Origin of the sequence: Kribbella sp. NBC_00359 (assembly GCF_036097425.1) — a bacterium.
Classification (GTDB): domain Bacteria; phylum Actinomycetota; class Actinomycetes; order Propionibacteriales; family Kribbellaceae; genus Kribbella.
Genome location: NZ_CP107975.1, coordinates 2621635 through 2641752, shown reverse-complemented (window position 1 = coordinate 2641752; position 20118 = coordinate 2621635). Strand labels below are relative to the sequence as shown.

Genomic DNA, 20118 nt, shown 5'->3' with positions numbered 1-20118 from the left:
GCTGAATAATCGGAGTGTCGTCCCGGCGGTTGGTGAGCTGTTCGGGAGGATTGTCTGGTGCAGGGTGTGGAGCGGTCTGATCGGGAGTTGCTGGACGCGCGGGCGCTGGTGGGTCATCTGGTTCCTGATGGCAGCATGTTCGCGTTCTTGGCCGAGCATCGGCGGGATCTGTTCGCCGACAGCGAGTTCGATGACTTGTTTCCGTCGGGCCGGGGGCGGCCCTCGATCCCGGCGTCGGTGATGGCGTCGATTCTGGTGTTGCAGACGTTGCACGATTACTCCGACCGGGAGACCGCGGAGGCTGCGCGGTGTGATCTACGGTGGAAGGTCGCGACCGGGATGGCGTTGGATCACAGGGGTTTCGATGCCTCGACGCTGGTGTATTGGCGCCGCCGGTTGGCGAGGTCGCGGCGGCCGCATCGGATCAACGACGCGGTCCGTGCGGTCGTGGAGGCGACGGGGGTGGTGCGGGGCCGGTCGAGGCGGGCGGTGGATTCCACCATCCTGGACGATGCGGTGGCCACGCAGGACACGATCACTCAGCTGGTCTCGGTGATCCGCCGGGTCGGGCGGCAGGTGCCCGGTGCGGCCGAGCTGATCGCGGCGGTGTGCACAGGCCACGACTACTCCCAGCCGGGCAAGCCGGTGATCGACTGGGACGATCCGGCCGCGCGGGATGGGCTGGTGTCGGCGCTGGTCAACGACGCGAACGCGCTGATCTCGGCCCTGTCGGGGCAGAAACTTGATGAGCGCGCCGAACAGGTGGTGGCGTTGCTGGCGTTGATCGCCGGCCAAGACGTCGAGCCGGCAGACGGCAGCGACGGCACCGACGGCAGGTGGCGGATCGCGCGGCGAGTCGCGCCGGAGCGGGTGATCTCCACGGTGGACCCCGAGGCCCGCCATACCCGCAAGTCGCCCCGCAACACCCGCGACGGGTTCCGCGCGCATGTGGCGGCCGAGCCGCAGACCGCGATCATCACCGACGAGTCGCTCACCGCGGCTGCCGGGGCCGACAACAGCGACGCCGCCGTGGCTGGCAGGTTCCTCGACGCCGAGACCGAGATCCGCGAGTGGTATGGCGATACTGCCTACGGCACCGGGGATCTGCGCGGCGCGATCGAGGACGCCGGGCATGCAGCGGTGATCAAACCCGGCCCGGTGAAAACCGCGATCGACGGCGGGTTCACCATCGACGATTTCACCGTGGACGAGGCAGCCGGGCAGGCCAGTTGCCCGGCCGGGCACACCCGGGCGATCACCAAGACACGCGCCGTGGCCTTCGGCGTGCTGTGTCGCGACTGCCCGCTACGGACCCGCTGCACCACAGCCAAGGACGGCCGCATCCTCCACCTGCACGACCGCGACGCGCTGCTGCGCCAAGCCCGCCGTGACTGGTCCGGCAGACCCGACCTGCGCCGCGACTACCGCACCTTCCGACCCAACGTGGAACGGGTCATCTCCCAGATCGCCAGCCAACGCGGGCGCCGCGTCAAACTCCGCTACCACGGCACCACCAAGAACAACGCCTGGCTCAAACACCGCACCGCCGCCCTCAACTTGCGTAACCTCATCGGCCGAGGACTGACCCGCACCGCCGGCACCTGGACCCTCACCACTGACTGACACGCCACGCAGGCCCCCCACGCCACGACCCCCAGCACTCCCGGCACACAACCCGACCAGCCGGCCACACACCCAGATCCGGGAACCGACACGCCCCGGCCCAGACCCCACCCGTCGACACCGAACCCAAAGCGCCCTAATTCAGCGGGCTCCTAGCTGGTCGGCAGGTTGGCCGCCAGCCACTCCGGGTCGGGCTCGACCAGTTGAATGACGTCGAGCCAGGTGCCTTCGGGGTCGCGGACGAAGAAGTGCCGCTGGCCGAAGACCTCGGTCACCGGCTCGGTCTCCAGCCGAACGCCGGCCTCGCTGAGCGTGGCGGCGATCTTGTCCACGTCATCGACGATGAAGCCGAAGACGCTCGTGCTCTCGGTGGCAGCGGACACGGCGGCCGGGACCGTCGCATGTCCGCGCTCGCAGATCGCGAGCTCCCAGTCCGCCTCGCCCCGGCGCAGGGTGATGAACCAGCCGAGGTCGAGGGTGATCTGCAGGTCGAGGTGCTGCTGGTAGAAGGCGGCGACCTCCGCGGTCCGGTCGGTGACCACGGTCGCGCCGAAGGCGGCGGGATGCATACGTTCTCCTGACTACTACAGCTGTCGTTGTTGTATACGACAGTTGTAGTGGAAGTCTGCTAGCGTGTCAACGTGCCCCGGAACGCAGAACGCCGTACTCAACTCGCCGACGCCGGGCTCGCCGTCCTCGCGGAGGCCGGCGCGCGCGGCCTGACCCACCGAGCCGTCGACGCCGCGGCCGGACTCCCCGCCGGCACGGCGTCCAACTACTTCCGTACGCGCGACGCACTGCTCGGCGCACTCGGTGAGCGCATCTTCGAGCGGCTCGCGCCGGACGAAGCCGTCCTCGAGCCACTCTCGCACCGCAAGCCGACCATCGACCTGGTCGTGGACTACGTGCGCTACATCGTCGAACGCCTCCTCGGCCGGCCCGAACTCTCCCTCGCCCTGTTCGAGCTCCGCCTCGAGGCCGCGCGCCGCCCCGGCCTGCACGAGATCCTGTCCCGCACGCTCCGGCAGGGCTTCGACGCCGACGTCGCATTCCACGTCAACGCCGGCCTCCCGGGCGGCGCCGAAGAGGTCCGCCTGCTCCGCTTCGCCGTCGACGGGCTCGTCCTCGACCAGCTGACCCCGGGGTCCGGCCGCCCGTACGACGTCGACGCGATCACCACCCAACTGGTCCGGCGTCTGGTGCGCGAGGACTAGACCGGTCCCTTGACCGCCGCATACTCGGTATGCATACTCAGTATCCATGTCGATCAAGCATGGGTTGCTGGCGTTGCTGCGCGAAGGGCCGAAGTACGGCTACCAGTTGCGGGGCGAGTTCGAGGCCGCGACCGGAGCCACCTGGCCGCTGAACATCGGGCAGGTCTACACGACGCTCACCCGTCTCGAGCGTGACGAACTGGTGCACGCCGCGTCGACCGAGGGCGACGGGCGGTCGATGTACGAGATCACCGACGCCGGTCGGGCCGAGCTGGCCAAGTGGTTCGACACACCGGTCACCCGGGAGTCGAGGCCGCGGGACGAGCTGGCGATCAAGCTCGCGCTCGCCCTCGCCGTTCCCGGAGTGGACGTCAGTGCGGTCGTGCAACGCCAGCGGATGTCGACCATGCAATCGCTGCAGGAGCTGACGCGGCTGAAGCGCGGCAGCCGCGACGGCGAGATCTCGTGGCAACTCGTGGTCGAGTCGATGATCTTCGCTGCCGAAGCCGAGATCCGCTGGCTCGACCACTGTGAGGCCATGCTCTTACGCCAGCGCCGCCGCCCGGCCGGCACACCGCAGACGTACGACGTACCGGACGAACAGGAGGCCCGGCAATGAGCGTGATTCTCGATATCCGCAGCCTCACCAGGACCCACGGACACGGCGAGCAAGCCGTCCACGCCCTCCGCGGCGTCGACCTCGCCGTCGAAGCCGGTGAACTCGTCGCCGTGATGGGTCCGTCCGGATCCGGCAAGTCCACCCTCCTCACCTGCGCCGGCGGCCTCGACCGGCCCACCGGAGGCGAAGTACTTGTCGATGACAACGACCTTGCCACGCTGAGCCGCAACGCGGTCGCCGCCCTGCGCCGTCGGCGGATCGGCTACGTCTTCCAGGACTTCAACCTGATCCCCGCGCTCACCGCGGCCGAGAATGTCGCACTCCCGCTGGAGCTCGACGGCGTCCGGACCCGGACCGCCCGCACGTACGCCGAAGCAGCCCTGCAGGAGGTGGGTATCGATGACATCGCCGATCGCTTCCCTGACGGCATGTCCGGTGGCCAACGGCAACGAGTCGCGATCGCCCGCGCGATCGTCGGCGAGCGCCGACTGCTCCTCGCCGACGAACCGACCGGGGCTCTCGACTCCGACACCGGCGAAGCCGTCCTCCAGTTGCTCCGCGACCGCTGCGACCAGCACGGCATCGCCGGCGTGCTCGTCACCCACGACGCCCGGCACGCAGCCTGGGCCGACCGCGTGGTCTACCTGCGCGATGGTGTGCTGGTAGGTCAGTCCGGCCCGCTGCCCGAGGCCGACGCGCTGCTGCAGGAGAGCCGCTGATGGGCGACTGGGGCCCGCCGCTGCGGATCGCTCGCCGGACGACGAGGAAGTCACTCGGCCGGACGTGTCTGGTCGCGGCGCTGATCGGCCTGCCGGTACTCGCGGCGACCTGGATGGGCGTGGTCTTCAAGACCTCCAGCCCGGCAGGTGACACGCTCGCCAGGATCACCGTCGGCCAGGCCGACGGCCGGCTCGACGTCACGCAGTTCGGGAAACTCCAGCACCCGCCGGGTGAGCCGTCACTGCAGATGAACGAGCCACCACCCGCGCAGGGCGCCGAGCAGCCGGTCCGGACGCCGTCGACCTTCGACCCGGCGCCGTTGTTGCCGGCCGGGACCACCTTCGCCCGCCAGTTCGTCGACGCCGGCGCGGTGGAGATCCGGGGTCGCGGAGCGAACACCTCGGTCAGCCTGGTCACCGGCGACGGCACCAGCCCGCTCACCAAGGGCACCGTGAAACTCGACGAAGGCCGCCTTCCCGCGGCGAAGAACGAGATCGCCGTCTCACCGTCGCTGGCCGATCGCCTCGGACTCGGTGCGGCATCGGGCACCGTGGTCAGCGCGGACGGCACGAGCTACACCGTCGTCGGCATCGCCCGCTCGATCTCGGGCCCGGGTACGCGGACCATCTTCGCCCCGCCGGACACCCCGCTGTACACCGCCGACGCCGGCAGCACCGTGAGCTACCTGGTCAAGCTGCCCGCTTCGGCCGATCCGCACCTGCTCTCGACGACGCTGCTCGGAGACGGCCTCGTTCTGTTGCCGCGAGCAAATATCGTCCACCCGCCGCCGGACCCGTACGGCATGCCCAGCCGGGACATCGGCCCGTACGCCGCGATGGCGCTCGTGATCGGTTTCGGCATCCTCGAGATCATCCTGCTCGCCGGTACGGCGTTCGCCGTACGAGCCCGGCGGCAGACCCGGGAGCTCGGTCTCGTGATGGCGGCCGGGGGTACGCCGCGGGACGTCCGGCGGATCGTCTTGATGCAGGGGGTGTTCGCCGGTCTGGTCGGGGTGATCGGCGGACTCACCCTCGCGTCCGCGCTGGTGTTGGCGGGCAAGCCACTGTGGGAGCGGATGACGTCGTCGGTGTTCGTCGCCTGGCAGGTCCCGTGGTCGGCCGTCGTACTGATCGCGGCACTCGGCCTGCTCGCCGGGCTGGCGGCGGCCGCCGTACCTGCGATCAGCGCCGGCCGGCAGGCGCCGATGGCTGCGTTGGCCGGACGATTCGCGACGACGGCGATGCAGACCCGGATCCGGGTCGCGGCGGTGATCCTGGTGGCGGCCGGTGTGGTTTGTGTGTTCATCGGCAGCGGCCTGATCGCTGCGGCGCTGAAGGCCGCGCAGCGGTCGGCGGCGCAGTTCCAGCCCACCGGCCACGCGACGGTGACACCGACCGGACCGATCGCCCTGGTGCTGCTCGGGATCACCGCGACGATCGCCGGACTGGTCTGGATGCTGCCGAGTCTGGTCGGGAAGTTCGCCGGCCTGGCGCGGATGCTGCCGTTGAGTGCCCGGATGGCCGTCCGTGACGCTGCCCGGCATCGGCACCGCACGGGGCCCGCGACGGCCGCGATCATGATGGCCGTGGCCGGGACCGCGGCGGTCGCCTTCGCGGCGTCGAACGCGATCGCGGCGTCCGCGAAGGACTACACGCCGATCGCACGGCACGGTGACGCGGTGCTGCGATTCGACTCCGGCCCGGGTTCGCTCACGTACTCGCGCACTCTGGTGGATTCCGTCGCCGCGCAACTGCCGGTCCGGCACACGTACCAGCTGGGTTACATTTCGTTGCCGAACGCAAAGGTCGATCAGTACGGCTACCTGCCCACGCTCTATGCCAGCGCGCCCGAGGGCACCGAGGGCCTGACGGGGTACAGCTTGCTGGCGGTCGATCCCGTCTTCGTCGCACGCTTCGGCGAGTACGGCGCCAAGGCCGCGGAGGCATTGCGCGCCGGCAAGGTCGTCATTCCGGGCACCAAGCTCGCGGCCGGCCAGACGATCACGCTGCACAACCAGGTGCCCACAGAGACCGGCAACGCCGGCCGAGCCGTCGCAGCCGCCTCCCCGGGCATGCCGACGAACATCGAGTTCCTCCGCACCAGCGCACTGATCAGCCCGGACGCGGCTCGCAAGCTCGGGACGCTCGATGTGTCCGAGGTGCAGTTCGAGCTGACCCGCAAGCCGACCGATGCGGAACTGGCCGCGGTCGCGAGGGTGCTCGGCTCGGACGACGTACTGAAAGTGGAGCAGGGCTACCAGAGCCCGGCGCGGCTGTTCCTGATCGGGATTCTCACGGCGGCGACGGTGGTGACGCTGCTCGGCGTGGCGATCTCGGTGTCGTTGTCGGCCGCCGAGGGCCGGGCGGATCTCGCGACTCTCGCGGCGATCGGTGCGCAACCGCGCCGGCGGCGGTCCCTGGCGGCGGCGCAGGCGTGGGTGCTCGGGCAGCTCGGTTGTGTGCTGGGCGTCGGCGTCGGCGCGCTCTACGGTTACACAGCCCACGCGGCCTTCGGATCACCGCATTTCATGGTGCCGTGGGCCGAGATCGCAGGCATCGTGATCGCCGTACCGCTGTTCGCCGGGCTGCTGGCCTGGCTGATGACGCGATCGCGCCTGCCGATGGTGAGCCGGATCGACTAGGTCGTGCGGGCGATGCCGGGGTAGGAGACGGCGTACGGCGGTGTGCTGGTGACTCTCCATCGACCACAGGCACACCGCTGGTACACGACCAGGCCTTCACTGACCTGATGGGAGGACACCGCACTCCAGCGGTGCCGATGGACGTCGAGGTTGGCTGTCATGGGATCCATCGTGATGTAATGCCATTATGCATCTCAACCCTTACGGCGCCGACGCGGTCCTGCTCGCGGTCAACCTGGCCACCCGGCCGGCGACCACCCCCGAGGAACTGGCCGAGCGCTGCGAGGAAAGCGGGGTCGAGAGCCGCCTGGTCCGCGAGCGACGCGTCACCGCCGCGGACCTGGCGGCCGTTCGCGTCGCACTCGACGAATGGCTCGCGGTCGTGGACGCGAAGGACGAGCAGACCCGCGTCGATCTGATCAACGCGATGCTGGCCAAGTACACCGAGCATCCGCGCCTGACCAACCATGCAGGCGACGGCTGGCACGTGCACTACCGGCCCGACAAGGTCCCCGTCGGCCGCCTCGTCGCGACACTGATCAGCACGGGTACGGCGCTCCACCTCGCGGGCCGTGGCATCAGCCGGCTCGGCCGCTGCGCCGCGGACGGCTGCGGCAAGGTGTACGCCGACCTTTCGCGGACCGGCCGTCAGCGCTATTGCAGCCCCGCCTGCGCCAACCGGGACGCTGTACGACGGCATCGCGCCCGCGCATCCTAGGGCCACCGGACGGGTCGTAGGTTCAGTCGACCGGCCTAGGATGGGCAGATGACCGAGAGCAGCAGCGAGGGCCAGGGAGTTCCGATGACCGGGGCGCGGACCGAGGACGGCAAGGTGCTGATCGTCGGGCCGGACGGAATGGCTGTCGAGGGGCCGCCGCGCTCCAACCGTGACGATGACGAGCACGACGAACCGCGGTCGGTGACCGAACTGGTCGAGCAGCCGGCCAAGGTGATGCGGGTCGCGAACATGATCCGCAACCTGCTCGAGGAGGTGAAGTCCGCCCCTCTCGACGAGGCATCGCGGCAGCGGCTGAAGGCGATCCACGAGGCGTCCATCAAGGAGCTCGAGTCCGGCCTGGCTCCGGAGCTGGTCGAAGAGCTGGAGCGACTCAGCCTCGACTTCACCGACGACAGCACGCCGACCGACGCCGAGCTCCGGATCGCGCAGGCGCAGCTGGTCGGCTGGCTGGAAGGTTTGTTCCACGGCATCCAGACGGCGCTGTTCGCCCAGCAGATGGCGGCTCGCCAGCAGCTGGAGCAGATGCGACGCGCACTGCCCGGCGGCCAGCAGCTGCCGCCCGAAGACGGCCCCGGCTTTCCCGGTGCGCCGCAGGCCGGCACCACCGACGGCCCGGGCAGCGGCGGGATGTATCTGTAACGCCTTATTTCAAAGGCTGAAAGAAGAACTCAAGACCGGAACAACTCTTCGAGGACGGCAGCGACGCCGTCCTCGTCGTTTGCCGGGCACACCACGTCGACGACGGCCAGTACGTCGGGATGCGCGTTGGCCACGCCGTACGACGTACCGGCCCAGGCGAGCATCGGCAGATCGTTGATCGAGTCGCCGAAGGCGATCGTCGCAGCGGCCGGGATCCCTTGTTCGGCAGCGAAATCGGCCAGCATCGCGGCCTTCGAGACACCGGTGGCGGAGATCTCCACCAACCCGTGACCACCGCTGTGACTCGCGGTCACCCGATCGCCCACCACCGGACCGATCCGGGCGAGCAGTTCGTCGGAGTGCCAGCTCGGATGGTGGACCAGCAGCTTCGCGGCCGGCTCGGACAGCAGCACCTCGACAGCAGCGACCAATGTGTCTTCGGGCTTCGGCCAGCGATTGAGGTAGTCCGGTTCCTGTCCGTAGCGGTTCGATCGCTCGATGGCGAACTGTACGTCGGGAATCTCCGACCGGATCGCCCGCGCGACGTCGAGCGCGACGCCCGGCTCGATCAACCGGGTCCGGATCGCCTTGCGGCGCACGACGTCGTACAGAATGGCGCCGTTGGCAACTATTGCGACACCGTGATCGCCGACCAGGTCGGACAGGTCGTGCAACCAGCGAGGTGGCCTCGCGGTGACCATCACGAAAACACTCCCCGCGTGCTGCGCGTCGAGCACCGCCGCGCGGGTCCGCGCCGAGATGGTTCCATCACTGCGGACAAGCGTTCCGTCGAGGTCGGTGGCGATCAGGCGGGGGAGTTCGGCGGCGGTCACACAGCTACCGTATCCAGCGGGTTCATTACTCCTCCGACCACCTCCGGCGCAAGCCATCGGACACCGGTTTCAGACGTTTCTGATCTTTCTGATTGAGCTTTTGACAACGTCATCAGACCGTTACGGCAGGATGCTGCAAAGGCAGCAAGTTCCCCTGCGCAGCGCGGGGGGCACATGATTTCATGCGGAGGTCTGGCGGGGAACCGGGGGCGATTCGGCCGCGTCGTAAGCCTGTTCTGGATCAGCGCGACTGATGCAGCCCCACCACCGGAAGCACACAGAAACGTCGAAGAACTGATGCGGAATTGGCTGCAACCAAATCCGCAGCAGCGGCGTCAACAGTTATGGATCGGTGCGTCCCGCGCCCGGGACGACACGGTGGGTCGGCAACAAAGTTCGCCGATCCATCAGCTAGTGGATTCGTATGGCCGAACGTCGTTCACCGTTCGTTCACTCGGGTCCTGATACTTGGGGAGCCTTGATGATCGTCAACAGCGCCAATCTAGCGGGGCCGGGGGGCAGCAGCTCCCGAGCGGCTGTCGACACGGCTTCCATCAGGGAAGGGGCGATGACCGGCTGCATCGCCCGACCGGAGATTTTCCAGCACCGCCTGATGGAAGAGCCGCCGCCCGCGTCCGCCACCCGTCGCACCCGGGAGCGGTACGAACAGCTCGTCCGCGAGGCAAAGGCCTTGTGTGCCTCCTGCCCGTTGTTCACCGACTGCTTGTACAGCGCCGTTGCTGAGCACGACGTGAGCGGGTTCGTCGCCGGAACCACTGCCGCACAACGGCGTTCGATCCGCAACCTGCTCGACGTCGAGGTCCAGGCCGACGACTTCGACCAGCTCGCCGGCGCCCGTGGCACCCGTCGGCCGGTCAGCCACGAAGAGGTGCTGCGGCTGCGGACGCAGTACCCGAACGACAGCCTGGAGTCCCTGGCCATGCGGCTGGGTTGCTCGCTGTCGACGGTGAAGCGTCACCTGCGCCGCGCCCGCCGCGGGCAGAGTCCGGCCGCCAAGACGCCACGGCCGCGGCCGAAGGTCAGCGCCGTGCTCGACGCGTTCGACACGGTCATCGACCACCAGCAGTGCCAGCCACGCCGGACCGGCAGCAGCCGCGTCGCCTGATCCGATACTCGGCCCGCCAGCGGACTATCGGACACTGACAGCGAAGGCCCGGAATCCCTGTGTGAACAGGGGTTCCGGGCCTTTCGGTTGCTCTGGGCACCTGTCAGGTTTTCGGTTGCACTTGACAACTGTCAAGAATTTGGTCAGAACCAGCGGTTGAGTACGGCGGCGACGCCGTCGTCCTGCACCGACTTGGTCACCTCGTCGGCCGCGGCCTTGACCTCGTCCGGCGCGGACCCCATCGAGATACCGCGACCGGCGTACGTCAGCATCTCGATGTCGTTGCGTCCGTCGCCGATCGCGACCAGGCCGGACGGATCGAGGTCGTACTGCGCCAGCGCCACCTTCAGCCCGGTCGACTTGTCGACCCCCTCGGGTGCGATGTCCAGCCACGCCGTCCAGCCGACGAAGTAGCTCACACCGTGCAGACCAAGGCGTTCCGCCAGGTGGACGAAGTCCGCTTCGGACTGCTCCGGGTCCCGGATGATCAACCGGGTCACGGGCTCCGGTGCGAGCTCGTCGTCGCCGACCACGCGGATCCTGGCTCCGGCGCCGAGATCGCCCTCCGGGAAGGGCGCGGTGACCAGGTAGCTGCCGTCGTACTCCTCGACCGCCATCCGGGCGTTCGGCGCGTACTTGCGGACCGAGGCGATCACGGTCGTCGGATCGAAGGTCCGCTCGTCGACGACCTTCCCGTCCGGGAATCGCAGCGTGCGCGCACCGTTGCTACAGACAACGAATCCGCCGGCCGGCAGGCCGAACCGCTCGGCCACCGGCTTGGTGGTCGACCAGGCCCGGCCGGTCGCCAGGATCACCGGCACCTGGGCGGCCGTCCGCCGTACGGCATCGACGACCGCGGGCGACAGCCCTTCGTCGTGGTCGATCAGCGTGCCATCGATGTCCAGGGCAACGGCCGTCGGCCGCGGGCCCCCGGTCATTGGGCCTCCCGGCCTGGACTGAGGAGCGCAGGGAGCGAAGCGACCGGAGCGACGAGGGAAGGCCGGGAGTTACAGCCCAATGACCCGCCGCGCCGGAGGCGTGGCATCAGCACCGTCATTTGGCAACCGGTTCGAGAATCTCGCGGCCGCCTAGGTACGGGCGGAGCGCGGTCGGCACGCGGACCGAGCCGTCGGCCAGCTGGTGGGTCTCCAGGATGGCGACGATCCAGCGGGTGGTGGCCAGCGTGCCGTTCAGCGTCGCGACCGGCTGCGTCTTGCCGTCGGCGTCGCGGTGCCGGATGTTCAGCCGGCGCGCCTGGAAGTCCGTGCAGTTCGACGTCGAGGTGAGCTCGCGGTAGCGGCCCTGCGTCGGCACCCACGCCTCGCAGTCGAACTTCCGGTACGCCGAGACGCCGAGGTCAGCGGTCGCGGTGTCGATCACCCGGTAGCACAGCTCCATCTTGTCGAGCATCTCCTTCTCCCAGCCGAGCAGCCGCTGGTGTTCGGCGTCCGCCTCGTCCAGGCTGCAGTAGGAGAACATCTCGACCTTGTCGAACTGGTGGACACGGATGATCCCGCGGGTGTCCTTGCCGTGCGACCCGGCTTCCTTGCGGTAGCAGGACGACCAGCCGGCGTACCGGATCGGGCCGCCGGACAGGTCGAGGATCTCGTCCATGTGGTATCCGGCCAGGGCGACCTCCGACGTACCGGTCAGGTACAGCTCGGGGTCCTCGAGCCGGTAGACGTCGTCGTGCGCCGACAGGTAGCCGGTGCCGCCCATCACCTCGGGCTTGACCAGTGTCGGCGTGATCATCGGGGTGAAGCCGTACTCGACCGCCTGCTGGATCGCCAGCTGCAGCATGCCGAGCTGGAGCAGCATGCCGGCGCCCTTGAGGAAGTAGAACCGCGAGCCGGAGATCTTCGCGCCGCGTTCCATGTCGATCGCGCCGAGCAGTTCGCCCAGCTCGAGGTGGTCGCGGGGCTCGAAGCCCTCGGCGGCGAAGTCGCGCGGCTTGCCGACCTCCTCGACCAGGACGAAGTCGTCCTCGCCGCCGACCGGGGCCTGGTCCGACACCAGGTTCGGCAGGGCGCGGGAGAGGTCGTCGAAGCGGTTCCCTGCCTCGTTCGCGGCGGCTTCGTTGGCCTTCACCTCGGCGGCCAGCGCCTTGGTCCGCTCCAGCAGCGCGGTCCGCTCGTCGCCCTTGGCCTGGGCGACCTGCTTGCCGAGTGTCTTCTGCTCGGCCCGGAGCGCCTCGAACGCGGAGATGGACGATCGACGCTCACTGTCGGCCACCAGGATCTGGTCGACCAAGTCCGTACTTTCGCCGCGCTTGGTCAAGGCCGCACGCACGATATCTGGGTTCTCACGGAGCAGTTTCGCGTCAATCACACCCTGAGGGTATCGGGGCGTGTCAGAACCGGCGAAGCCTATTCGGGATGATGTGGTGGCAGCACGCGATCATCGAGGGGGATCAGAGCGGGCCATGAACCACCATCCACCCAGTTCGCTAGGCCGTGCGCTGACGGTCGTCCTGGGTGCGCTCCCGTTCACCGTGATCACGCTGCTCGTCTTCAAGGACTGGCCTCCGCTGCAGCGCTGGGACCAGTCCGTCGCCGCCCGGGCCGCCGCGTACGGCGCCGGCCACGAGACCGTGATCGACTTCTGGCAGGTCGTCGGCGCGGTGGTCCTGCCCTGGACCTCACGGGCGGTGATCGTGGTGGTCGCGGCGTACCTGTGGCGCCGCCGGGCCCGCGTGCTGGCCTTCTGGCTGCTGGTGTCCGCCGTTGCGGAGCTCGTCCTGGTTCAGTTGGTCGAGTACATCTTCGAGCGGCCCCGGCCGGCCCAGATGCTGGTCGAGAGCGACGGCTGGTCGTACGTCTCGGGCCACGCGACGGCCGCGTTCGTGATGGCCGGTGCGCTGGGCGTCGTGCTGCCGTCGGTCCGGGGCTGGCGGCGCCGGTTCCGCCTGCTGGTGATGCTGCCGGCGATCGCGGTGGTGTGGATCGCGTCCGCCGACCAGATCGCTCTGAACGCGCACTACGTGTCGGACGTGCTCGGCGGATGGGCGCTCGGCCTGGCGATCCTGACCGCCACATCGATCGGATTCGGTCTCCGGCCGGGGTTGCGGCGCCGGCGGCGTCGTACGCCCTCGGACGGCACCGGTACGACGATCCCGCCCCGGGCGGCCGTCATCGTGAACCCGATCAAGGTCGGCGACGGCGTAGCGTTCCGGCGGAAGGTGAGCCGGGCGCTGTCGGTCCGCGGGTACGACGACCCGCTGTGGCTGGAGACGCGCGAGGACGACGCCGGGAACGCGATGGCCAAGCGCGCGATCGAGAACGAGTCGGATCTGGTGCTGATCGCCGGCGGCGACGGTACGGTCCGCGTGGTCTGCGCGGCGCTGGCCTACACCGGGATCCCGGTCGGGGTGATCCCGGCAGGCACCGGAAATCTGCTGGCTCGGAACCTGCACATCCCGCTCGACCTGGACGACGCGTTGGAGCGCATCCTGGACGGCCGTGACCGCAGGATCGACCTGGTCAGTGTGCGCGGCGACGAACTGGACACCGACCGGTTCGCGGTGATGGCCGGGCTCGGGCTGGACGCGGCGATCATCTCCGATGCGCCTCCGCACCTGAAGAAGCAGATCGGCTGGACCGCGTACCTGGTGTCGGCGGCGAAGAACATCAACCACCCGTCGGTGCGGGTGAAGCTGACGATCGACGACGCGGAGCCGATCGAGCGGCGGGTGCGGACGGTCGTGATCGGGAACGTCGGCATGCTGCAGGCGAACATCCCACTGCTCCCGGACGCGCGGCCGGACGACGGGCTGCTCGACGTCGTGGTGATCGCCCCACGCCGGGTGACGCAGTGGCCGATCGTCGTCTGGCGGCTGATGACGCGGACGAACCGGACAGACATGTATCTGGAGCGGTTCACCGGGCGGAGAGTGGAGATCACCGCGGCGGTCGACGTACAGCGCCAGCTGGACGGGGACCCGATCGGGCCCGGGCGATTCCTGTCCGCCGAGATCGAGCCGGGCGCGCTGACCGCCCGAGTGCCCAAGCGTCGTTAGTCGGTCTGCTCGGATTCCTTGCGCAGGTTCTCGATCGCCTCTTCTTCCTCGGGCGACAGCTTGGCCTCGCTCGCGAACGCCCTGACCTCCTTGGCGTAGGTGCGCGCATCCGCCCGGCCGTTGATCGACGTCAGGACGACCCCGTCGCCCTGGTCGTCCAGCAGCGCCATCGACCACGACAGCTTCCCGCCGGTGTCGCCGAACGCGTCGTACCGGACCACCGCCAGATGCTTCAGGGTCTCGCGCAGTTCGCCGCGGGTGACCTCGATCTCCTTGCCCAGCCTGCGGAGCTCGGACCGGACCGTCCCCGGCTTGGACTCCGGCTGCTGCGGCTCCGGCTCGGGCGCCGGGGCCGAATCGAACTTGGCCGGCTTGGTCGCACCGGATTGAGCTCGCAGGGCCTGGATGGCGAACACCAGGGCGAGCACCGCCACGAACAGGGCGGCGATCCCGAATGCACCGGCTAACGTCGAAGACACGCACTGCAGCCTAAGGCATCGGATCGTATGCCTGAGTATTCAGACGGTTGCGCAGCGTGTGCATCTGGACCGGAAGAGGTGTTGTCCGCGCAGGCCACGTAGATTCTCGGCGTGACTCATTTGCCAGACCAAGGTCCCCAGCCGGGCGTCCACGACTTGGGATACGCCAGGCTCGACACCGATCGGCTGGAGCGGACCGGCGACGCCGAGGTGGTCTACGGCGCCGGTAAGACACCCTCCCAGGTCGTCGAACTGTTGCGGACTCTGCACGCCACGCATCCCGATCACGCCGTACTGGCCACGAGGCTGACGGTCGAGGCCCAGGAGGCGGTGGCCGCCACTCTGCCAGCCGCCGTGATCGATCCGGTCGGTCGTACGGCGGTCCTCGGCGAGCCGCCCGTCCTGCGCGGGACTGTCGCCGTGGTGTCGGCCGGTACGTCGGACGCCCCGGTGGCAGCCGAGGCGGCGACGACGGCTCGGGTCTTCGGCGCGGAGGTCGATCTGGTGACCGACGTGGGTGTCGCGGGGCTGCACCGGATCATGGGGGTGCGCGAGCGTCTCGACGCCGCGGACTGCCTGATCGTCGTCGCGGGCATGGAGGGTGCGCTGCCCAGCGTGGTCGGCGGACTCGTCGGCGTACCGTTGGTCGCAGTACCGACCTCAGTCGGGTACGGCGCCTCGTTCGGTGGGCTGGCGGCTCTGCTCGGGATGCTCAACTCGTGTGCGCCCGGTGTGACAGTGGTGAACATCGACAACGGCTTCGGCGCCGGGGTCTTCGCCGCTCGCGTCGCCCGCCGTTCCGCACCTCGCGAGTCCAAGGAGACCGAGTGAGAATCGCCTGGATCGACTGTTCGGCGGGTGCCTCTGGCGACATGCTGCTCGGGGCGTTCCTGGACGCGGGTGCGGATCTCGCGGTGGTCAATGTCGCGGTGGCCGCCGTCGACGCGTCCCTGTCAGTGACCGTCGCCCCGACGGCGCGGCACCAGATCGCCGCGACCAAGGCGACGGTTCAGGTCAATGGCACCCCCCACCCGGAGAACATCCCGGACGCCGGCCACGGCCATGGTCACGGTCATGGAGATGAGGCTGGACACGGGCATGGGCACGAGGCCGGGCACGGACACCAGGTGACTCGGCCGTGGGCTGACGTCCGGCGACTGCTCGAGCAGGCCGCATTGAGCGACGCCGTTCGGGCGCGCGCCCTGGACACCTTCGCCCGGCTGGCGCGGGCCGAGGGTGCCGCGCACGGCGTCGCGCCTGACGAGGTGCATTTCCACGAGGTCGGCGCGCTCGACGCGATCGCGGACATCGTCGGCGTCGCGGCTGCGTCGATCTCGCTCGATCTCGACCGGATCGTCGTCTCCACCATCTCGCTCGGCGGCGGTGGCCAGGTTCGCGGTCAGCACGGCGGGATCCCGGTACCCGGCCCCGCGGTCCTGGCCCTGCTGTCCGAGGCCGAAGCACCGGTCGTCGGCGGCGCTGCGCCGTACGAGATGACTACGCCGACCGGCGCGGCCCTGCTGGCCTCGATGGCGAACGAGTTCGGCCAGCTGCCGTCGATGCGGATCGAGCGGACCGGCGTCGGCGCGGGCGGCCGCGATCCGGTCGAGGTACCGAACGTCGTCCGCGTGGTGGTGGGCGAGTCGGTCGAGCATCCGGCCACCGAACTCGTCTACGAGACCAACGTCGACGACCTCGACCCGCGGATCTGGCCGCAGGTCCTGGCCCGGCTGATGGAGGCTGGCGCGGCCGACGCGTGGCTGACACCGATCCTGATGAAGAAGGGACGGCCGGCCCACACGCTGTCGGTCCTCGTCGGCAGCGCGAATGCCGAGGTGGTCCGCTCGGTGATCCTGGCCGAGACGTCGGCGATCGGCCTGCGGGAGTTCAGCATCCGCAAGCACGCCGCGGATCGCGAGTTCGCCAGCGTCGACGTCGACGGCCAGCGCATCCACGTCAAGATCGCCCGGTACGGCGGCCAGGTGGTCAACGTCCAGCCCGAGTACGACGACGTGGCCGCGGCCGCGGCGGTCCTGAAGAAGCCCGTCAAAACCGTTCTGGCGAAGGCGATCGCCGCCGGTCACGACCTCTGGAGCTGACGCCGGCTAGTGGGCTTCGGCCTTCTCCTGGAGGGCTTTCTGTTTGCGGCGGGGCCAGTCGTACGGCCACCACTGTGCTCCGCCGCGGCGCGCCCAGACGATCAGGCCGATCAGGACTGCCAGCTCGACGGCCGGGCAGATCGTGTCGCGCAGCCGTGCGCTGAACCACTCGAGGGAGTCGGACAGGCTCGCGGCCACCTGGCGCGCGTTCGGATCCCGGCCGGGGACATAGGCGATCGCGAGCATCGTCGTCCGGATCACCATCAGCCCGTCCACCTTGGACGCGGCGACCGCGGCCAGCGCGACCCAGGCGATCAGGTCGTACCAGGGCAGTGAGTACATCGCGGTGAGGATCCACGCGATCGCGTAGATCGCGGTGTAGCGGATCGCGGCCGGCGTCGGGTCGTCCGGATGCGTCTGCGGCACCAGCGACTTCGGGAACACCTGCGTCAGCAGGATCGCGACCACGATCAGGCCGACCCACGCGAGGATCGCCAGGACCGTCCGCACCAGCCCGTTCGGCAGGAACAGGGTGAAGAAGCTCAGCAGGACCTTGTGTGGTGTGCCGGTCGAGATGAACGACGTCTGCGACCGCGCCTGCTGGAACGCCTGCAGCCCGACGATCGCGTACAGACCACCCATCGCGAGCGCACCGCCGCCACAGAAGATCAGAGCCTTCCGCCGATCCGCCCGCAGCGACCAGAGCATCGCGACCCCGACCAGCCCGATGGACAGCTTCGTGCAGCCGGCCACCCCGAGCATGATGCCCGCCCAGAACACGTGCCGCCGGAACAGCACCAGCGCGATCACTGCGAACATCACCGCGATCGCGTCGTTGTGCGCGCCGGCCAGGACCGTCCAGAGGATCAGCGGGTTCGCCAGGCCGAGCATGATCACGCGGCGGCGGTTCGGCAGGTTGGGGCCGACCAGCTTGAGCAGCAGCAGTCCGGTGACGACCAGGCTGATCGCGACGGACAACTGCAGCATCCACACGGTCAGCTGCATCGAGTCGCCGCCGATCAGTGACGCGATCCACTGGATCCAGGTCGCGATCGGGCCGTACACACTCTTTGCGCCCTGCCAGGGCCGCTCGGTCGCCGCGATCACGGGGTCGTAGCCGAGCCGGATCGTGTCCGCCGGTGCGGTCGTGTACGGGTTGCCGCCGAGCGACATGATCCGCCCGTACGCGGCATAGATCAGGACGTCGCCGGAGGCCATCGGCGGGACCAGGGTGATGGCCGCCGTCGTACCGATGCCTAGGGCAACCAATCGGTCGACCCGCGGGGACCAGCCATGTTTCAGGGCCTTGGTGGCGACGAAGACGCCGTACCCGCCGAGCAGGATGGCGACGTAGATCATCACCGTGACGAGCCAGTCGTTCGGCTTCGAGTTGAACCAGTACGACGGCAGCCAGGCGTGCCGGTTGGTCAGGGTCAGCACGACCACCGACGGACCGAGCAGGCCGGCCGCGACGATGAGCGCGGTACAGGCCAGGTAGAGCGCGACGGCGCGACGGCCGTAGCGGTTCGCCAACTGCGGATCGGCAGTGGTGGTGTCAGGCGTGTCGCCAGTGCTCATTGCACTGTCTTCCGCGGGAACAGGCTGCGCAGCGACGGGCCGCCGCCGTCCGCGGGCAGGGCGCTGCGCGCGGCGAGGGCACGACGGACGTGCAGGTATTGCTTCGCGCGGTGGAGCTGCCCGCGCAGATCCGTCCCGGTGGCTCGGTGCCGGACCTCGATCGGAACCTCGAGAATGCGGAAACCCTTGCGGCCGAGATCGATGCTCAGCGCGGTCTCGACCCCGAACCCGGCGGCCAGCGGTACGGCGGAGTCGAACGCGGCCCGAGTCAGGCAGCGCTGCCCCGACAGCGGCTGCTCCGGAGCCCAACCGGTCGCTTCCTCGATGCCGGCCCGGGCCAGCTTGACGACGAACCCGTGGCCGCCGGCCTTGGACCCATCGGCGCGCAACTGCGCCGGCAGCGTGCCGATGGTCATGTCAGCCTGGCCGGTCTGGACCGGCTCGATCAGCGGCGCCGCTGCGGTCGCGGAGTCGGTCAGGTCGGCGTCGAGGAACAGCAGATGCCGTGGCCGGGCACCGTCGCGCTCCGCGACCGCTGCCGCTCCGGTCTCCATCGCCGCTGCCTTCCCCCGGTTCCGCTCGTGCCGGACGACGACTGCTCCGGCCCGCTCGGCGGCTTGCGCCGTACCGTCGGCCGAGCCGTCGTCCACGACCACGACCAGGTCGACCCCGATGATCTTGTGCACCGCGTCCACGGTCGCCGCGATCCGCGCCACCTCGTCCTTCGCCGGGATCACACAGGCGACGGCACGCTGATAAGGCTCGGAAGGCAGATCATGACCGGACACAGCACGTCAGCCTAGTTCCTCCGCAGCCGATCGACCTCGTCAGCGCCCACGCGCTGTGGATATCTCGTTCTTTCGAACGACCCTGTGGAAAACCGCCGGGGGGTGGGTGCCGATCGCGGCATCTTCTCTGGCGACAGCTTTCATCGCCGATCGGAGGAGTCCGGATGACCAGTTCAGGTGCTTCAGGAGCGCACGCGGTCGAAGAGCAGGCACACGGCGCCGGACTCGGTCGGCGTCGAGTCCGCCAGCCGCCACGACGAGCCCGGCAGCCCGTCCTCGAACAGGCGAGCCCCGGCGCCGACCAGCTCGGGGGCGAGCGTGATGCTCAGCTCGTCGACCTCGTCCGCGGCCAGCAGCGCCCTGATCACGCTGGCGCTGGCCAGCACGATGATGTCCCCGCCCTCCTCGGCCCGCAGCTGCTTGACGACATCGGCCGGGTCGGCGTCGACGACCCGCGAGTTCTGCCACGGCGCCTCGGTCAGCGCCGTCGAGAAGACGACCTTCTCCGTCTCGTTCATCCACTTCGACACCGCCCGATCCTGCGGCGCCGCGTTCTCGTCGTCGGCCACCGCCGGCCAGAAGCCGCCGAAGCCTTCGTAGTTCTTCCGGCCGAGCAGGATCGTGGTCGCCGGCGACGTCACCCGGATCATGTGATCGCGGGCCGCCTCGGTGATCGCGTGCGGGACGATCCAGCTCATGTCGTAATCGCCACCGGCGCCGTTCACCCGTCCGTCGAGCGAGAGCGTGATGTTGGCGGTCACCTTGCGCATCATCTCGGTACCTCTTCCGATCCGGTCGCCCTGGTGGCGTCCTCACACCAGAAATCCTGTCGCCACACCCCGCCCCGAACATCTGCCACCTGGCCGATATCCCCGTCCGCCGGGCCGATCCACCCACTCCACCCTGGCTGATCCCGGCTCCATCGGCCACCACCTGGCGTGAAGTTGCGGTTGAGGCATATTGTCGGACAATCAGACAGATCGAGCGACACGCCGCACACCTGCG

The 20118-nt window shown here is 69.2% G+C and carries 20 protein-coding genes; 11 read left to right on the top strand and 9 right to left on the bottom strand.

The window, feature by feature from the left end; translation table 11 throughout:
• Window positions 1-57 precede the first annotated feature (57 nt).
• Window positions 58-1623 carry an IS1182 family transposase gene (locus tag OG876_RS12935; RefSeq protein ID WP_328522656.1) on the top strand — a complete coding sequence of 522 codons (1566 nt, stop codon included), beginning with the start codon at window positions 58-60 and terminating at the stop codon, window positions 1621-1623.
• Between the two features lie 152 nt (window positions 1624-1775).
• On the opposite strand, the gene OG876_RS12930 is transcribed toward OG876_RS12935, so the two are convergent.
• Complete coding sequence (locus tag OG876_RS12930) at window positions 1776-2192, bottom strand: VOC family protein (RefSeq protein ID WP_328525073.1); 417 nt, start codon at window positions 2190-2192, stop codon at window positions 1776-1778.
• Between the two features lie 72 nt (window positions 2193-2264).
• On the opposite strand from OG876_RS12930, the gene OG876_RS12925 reads away from it, so the two are divergent.
• The 4 genes from OG876_RS12925 to OG876_RS12910 are packed head-to-tail and all read left to right on the top strand — an operon-like array spanning window position 2265 to window position 6817.
• The gene (locus OG876_RS12925) at window positions 2265-2837 is read left to right on the top strand and encodes a TetR/AcrR family transcriptional regulator (protein ID WP_328525072.1); all 573 of its coding nucleotides are present in this window, start codon (window positions 2265-2267) and stop codon (window positions 2835-2837) included.
• A gap of 46 nt (window positions 2838-2883) precedes the next feature.
• Window positions 2884-3456: a helix-turn-helix transcriptional regulator gene (locus tag OG876_RS12920; RefSeq protein WP_328525071.1), complete on the top strand. Its 573-nt coding sequence runs from the start codon at window positions 2884-2886 to the stop codon at window positions 3454-3456.
• 2 nt (window positions 3457-3458) lie between these two features.
• Window positions 3459-4175: an ABC transporter ATP-binding protein gene (locus tag OG876_RS12915; RefSeq protein ID WP_442914174.1), complete on the top strand. Its 717-nt coding sequence runs from the start codon at window positions 3459-3461 to the stop codon at window positions 4173-4175.
• Window positions 4175-6817 (top strand): FtsX-like permease family protein, encoded by a 2643-nt coding sequence (locus OG876_RS12910; RefSeq protein WP_328525069.1) that lies wholly within the window; start codon window positions 4175-4177, stop codon window positions 6815-6817. The genes OG876_RS12915 and OG876_RS12910 overlap by 1 nt, the downstream gene beginning before the upstream one ends.
• Here the strand turns inward: OG876_RS12910 and OG876_RS12905 are convergent.
• Complete coding sequence (locus OG876_RS12905; RefSeq protein WP_328525068.1) at window positions 6814-6978, bottom strand: hypothetical protein; 165 nt, start codon at window positions 6976-6978, stop codon at window positions 6814-6816. The genes OG876_RS12910 and OG876_RS12905 overlap by 4 nt on opposite strands.
• A 26-nt stretch (window positions 6979-7004) precedes the next feature.
• On the opposite strand from OG876_RS12905, the gene OG876_RS12900 reads away from it, so the two are divergent.
• Window positions 7005-7535 carry a CGNR zinc finger domain-containing protein gene (locus tag OG876_RS12900; protein ID WP_328525067.1) on the top strand — a complete coding sequence of 177 codons (531 nt, stop codon included), beginning with the start codon at window positions 7005-7007 and terminating at the stop codon, window positions 7533-7535.
• A gap of 48 nt (window positions 7536-7583) precedes the next feature.
• Window positions 7584-8195, top strand: a complete 612-nt coding sequence (locus tag OG876_RS12895; protein ID WP_328525066.1) for a bacterial proteasome activator family protein — start codon at window positions 7584-7586, stop codon at window positions 8193-8195.
• A gap of 29 nt (window positions 8196-8224) precedes the next feature.
• Here the strand turns inward: OG876_RS12895 and OG876_RS12890 are convergent, their stop codons facing one another.
• Window positions 8225-9028, bottom strand: coding sequence for an HAD-IIB family hydrolase (locus OG876_RS12890; protein ID WP_328525065.1), 804 nt, complete (start codon window positions 9026-9028; stop codon window positions 8225-8227).
• Window positions 9029-9596: 568 nt separating this feature from the next.
• On the opposite strand from OG876_RS12890, the gene OG876_RS12885 reads away from it, so the two are divergent.
• Window positions 9597-10154: a WhiB family transcriptional regulator gene (locus OG876_RS12885; RefSeq protein WP_328525064.1), complete on the top strand. Its 558-nt coding sequence runs from the start codon at window positions 9597-9599 to the stop codon at window positions 10152-10154.
• A gap of 143 nt (window positions 10155-10297) precedes the next feature.
• Here OG876_RS12885 and OG876_RS12880 read toward each other — a convergent pair whose 3' ends face one another.
• The gene (locus OG876_RS12880) at window positions 10298-11092 is read right to left on the bottom strand and encodes an HAD family hydrolase (RefSeq protein WP_328525063.1); all 795 of its coding nucleotides are present in this window, start codon (window positions 11090-11092) and stop codon (window positions 10298-10300) included.
• 115 nt (window positions 11093-11207) lie between these two features.
• Window positions 11208-12482 carry a serine--tRNA ligase gene (serS, locus tag OG876_RS12875; RefSeq protein ID WP_328525062.1) on the bottom strand — a complete coding sequence of 425 codons (1275 nt, stop codon included), beginning with the start codon at window positions 12480-12482 and terminating at the stop codon, window positions 11208-11210.
• Window positions 12483-12576: 94 nt separating this feature from the next.
• Here serS and OG876_RS12870 point away from each other — a divergent pair, with 94 nt between their 5' ends.
• Complete coding sequence (locus OG876_RS12870) at window positions 12577-14169, top strand: diacylglycerol kinase family protein (protein WP_328525061.1); 1593 nt, start codon at window positions 12577-12579, stop codon at window positions 14167-14169.
• On the opposite strand, the gene OG876_RS12865 is transcribed toward OG876_RS12870, so the two are convergent.
• A complete protein-coding gene (locus OG876_RS12865; protein ID WP_328525060.1) occupies window positions 14166-14648 on the bottom strand; it encodes a DUF4446 family protein in 483 nt (160 codons plus the stop codon). The genes OG876_RS12870 and OG876_RS12865 overlap by 4 nt on opposite strands.
• 111 nt (window positions 14649-14759) lie before the next feature.
• Between OG876_RS12865 and larB the strand changes: the two genes are divergently transcribed.
• Together larB and larC are read left to right on the top strand one after the other, a co-directional pair.
• Window positions 14760-15479, top strand: a complete 720-nt coding sequence (gene larB / locus OG876_RS12860; protein ID WP_328525059.1) for a nickel pincer cofactor biosynthesis protein LarB — start codon at window positions 14760-14762, stop codon at window positions 15477-15479.
• Window positions 15476-16747: a nickel pincer cofactor biosynthesis protein LarC gene (gene larC / locus OG876_RS12855; protein ID WP_328525058.1), complete on the top strand. Its 1272-nt coding sequence runs from the start codon at window positions 15476-15478 to the stop codon at window positions 16745-16747. Before larB ends, larC begins: the two co-directional genes overlap by 4 nt.
• Before the next feature lie 6 nt (window positions 16748-16753).
• On the opposite strand, the gene OG876_RS12850 is transcribed toward larC, so the two are convergent.
• The 3 genes from OG876_RS12850 to OG876_RS12840 all read right to left on the bottom strand — a co-directional run bounded on the left by OG876_RS12850 (window position 16754) and on the right by OG876_RS12840 (window position 19886).
• A complete protein-coding gene (locus OG876_RS12850) occupies window positions 16754-18325 on the bottom strand; it encodes a DUF2029 domain-containing protein (protein WP_328525057.1) in 1572 nt (523 codons plus the stop codon).
• Entirely contained in the window at window positions 18322-19113 is a 792-nt protein-coding gene (locus OG876_RS12845) for a glycosyltransferase family 2 protein (protein WP_328525056.1), read from the bottom strand. The genes OG876_RS12850 and OG876_RS12845 overlap by 4 nt, the downstream gene beginning before the upstream one ends.
• Before the next feature lie 182 nt (window positions 19114-19295).
• Window positions 19296-19886, bottom strand: a complete 591-nt coding sequence (locus OG876_RS12840; protein WP_328525055.1) for a dihydrofolate reductase family protein — start codon at window positions 19884-19886, stop codon at window positions 19296-19298.
• Window positions 19887-20118 lie beyond the last annotated feature (232 nt).

What these genes read in the sequence shown, in the direction of transcription:
- OG876_RS12930 (WP_328525073.1), bottom strand. Translation starts at nt 2,192, where the DNA reads ATGCATCCCGCCGCCTTCGGCGCGACCGTGGTCACCGACCGGACCGCG.
- OG876_RS12920 (WP_328525071.1), top strand. Translation starts at nt 2,884, where the DNA reads ATGTCGATCAAGCATGGGTTGCTGGCGTTGCTGCGCGAAGGGCCGAAG.
- OG876_RS12910 (WP_328525069.1), top strand. Translation starts at nt 4,175, where the DNA reads ATGGGCGACTGGGGCCCGCCGCTGCGGATCGCTCGCCGGACGACGAGG.
- OG876_RS12905 (WP_328525068.1), bottom strand. Translation starts at nt 6,978, where the DNA reads ATGACAGCCAACCTCGACGTCCATCGGCACCGCTGGAGTGCGGTGTCC.
- OG876_RS12900 (WP_328525067.1), top strand. Translation starts at nt 7,005, where the DNA reads ATGCATCTCAACCCTTACGGCGCCGACGCGGTCCTGCTCGCGGTCAAC.
- OG876_RS12895 (WP_328525066.1), top strand. Translation starts at nt 7,584, where the DNA reads ATGACCGAGAGCAGCAGCGAGGGCCAGGGAGTTCCGATGACCGGGGCG.
- OG876_RS12885 (WP_328525064.1), top strand. Translation starts at nt 9,597, where the DNA reads ATGACCGGCTGCATCGCCCGACCGGAGATTTTCCAGCACCGCCTGATG.
- OG876_RS12880 (WP_328525063.1), bottom strand. Translation starts at nt 11,092, where the DNA reads ATGACCGGGGGCCCGCGGCCGACGGCCGTTGCCCTGGACATCGATGGC.
- OG876_RS12870 (WP_328525061.1), top strand. Translation starts at nt 12,577, where the DNA reads ATGAACCACCATCCACCCAGTTCGCTAGGCCGTGCGCTGACGGTCGTC.
- OG876_RS12850 (WP_328525057.1), bottom strand. Translation starts at nt 18,325, where the DNA reads ATGAGCACTGGCGACACGCCTGACACCACCACTGCCGATCCGCAGTTG.
- OG876_RS12840 (WP_328525055.1), bottom strand. Translation starts at nt 19,886, where the DNA reads ATGATGCGCAAGGTGACCGCCAACATCACGCTCTCGCTCGACGGACGG.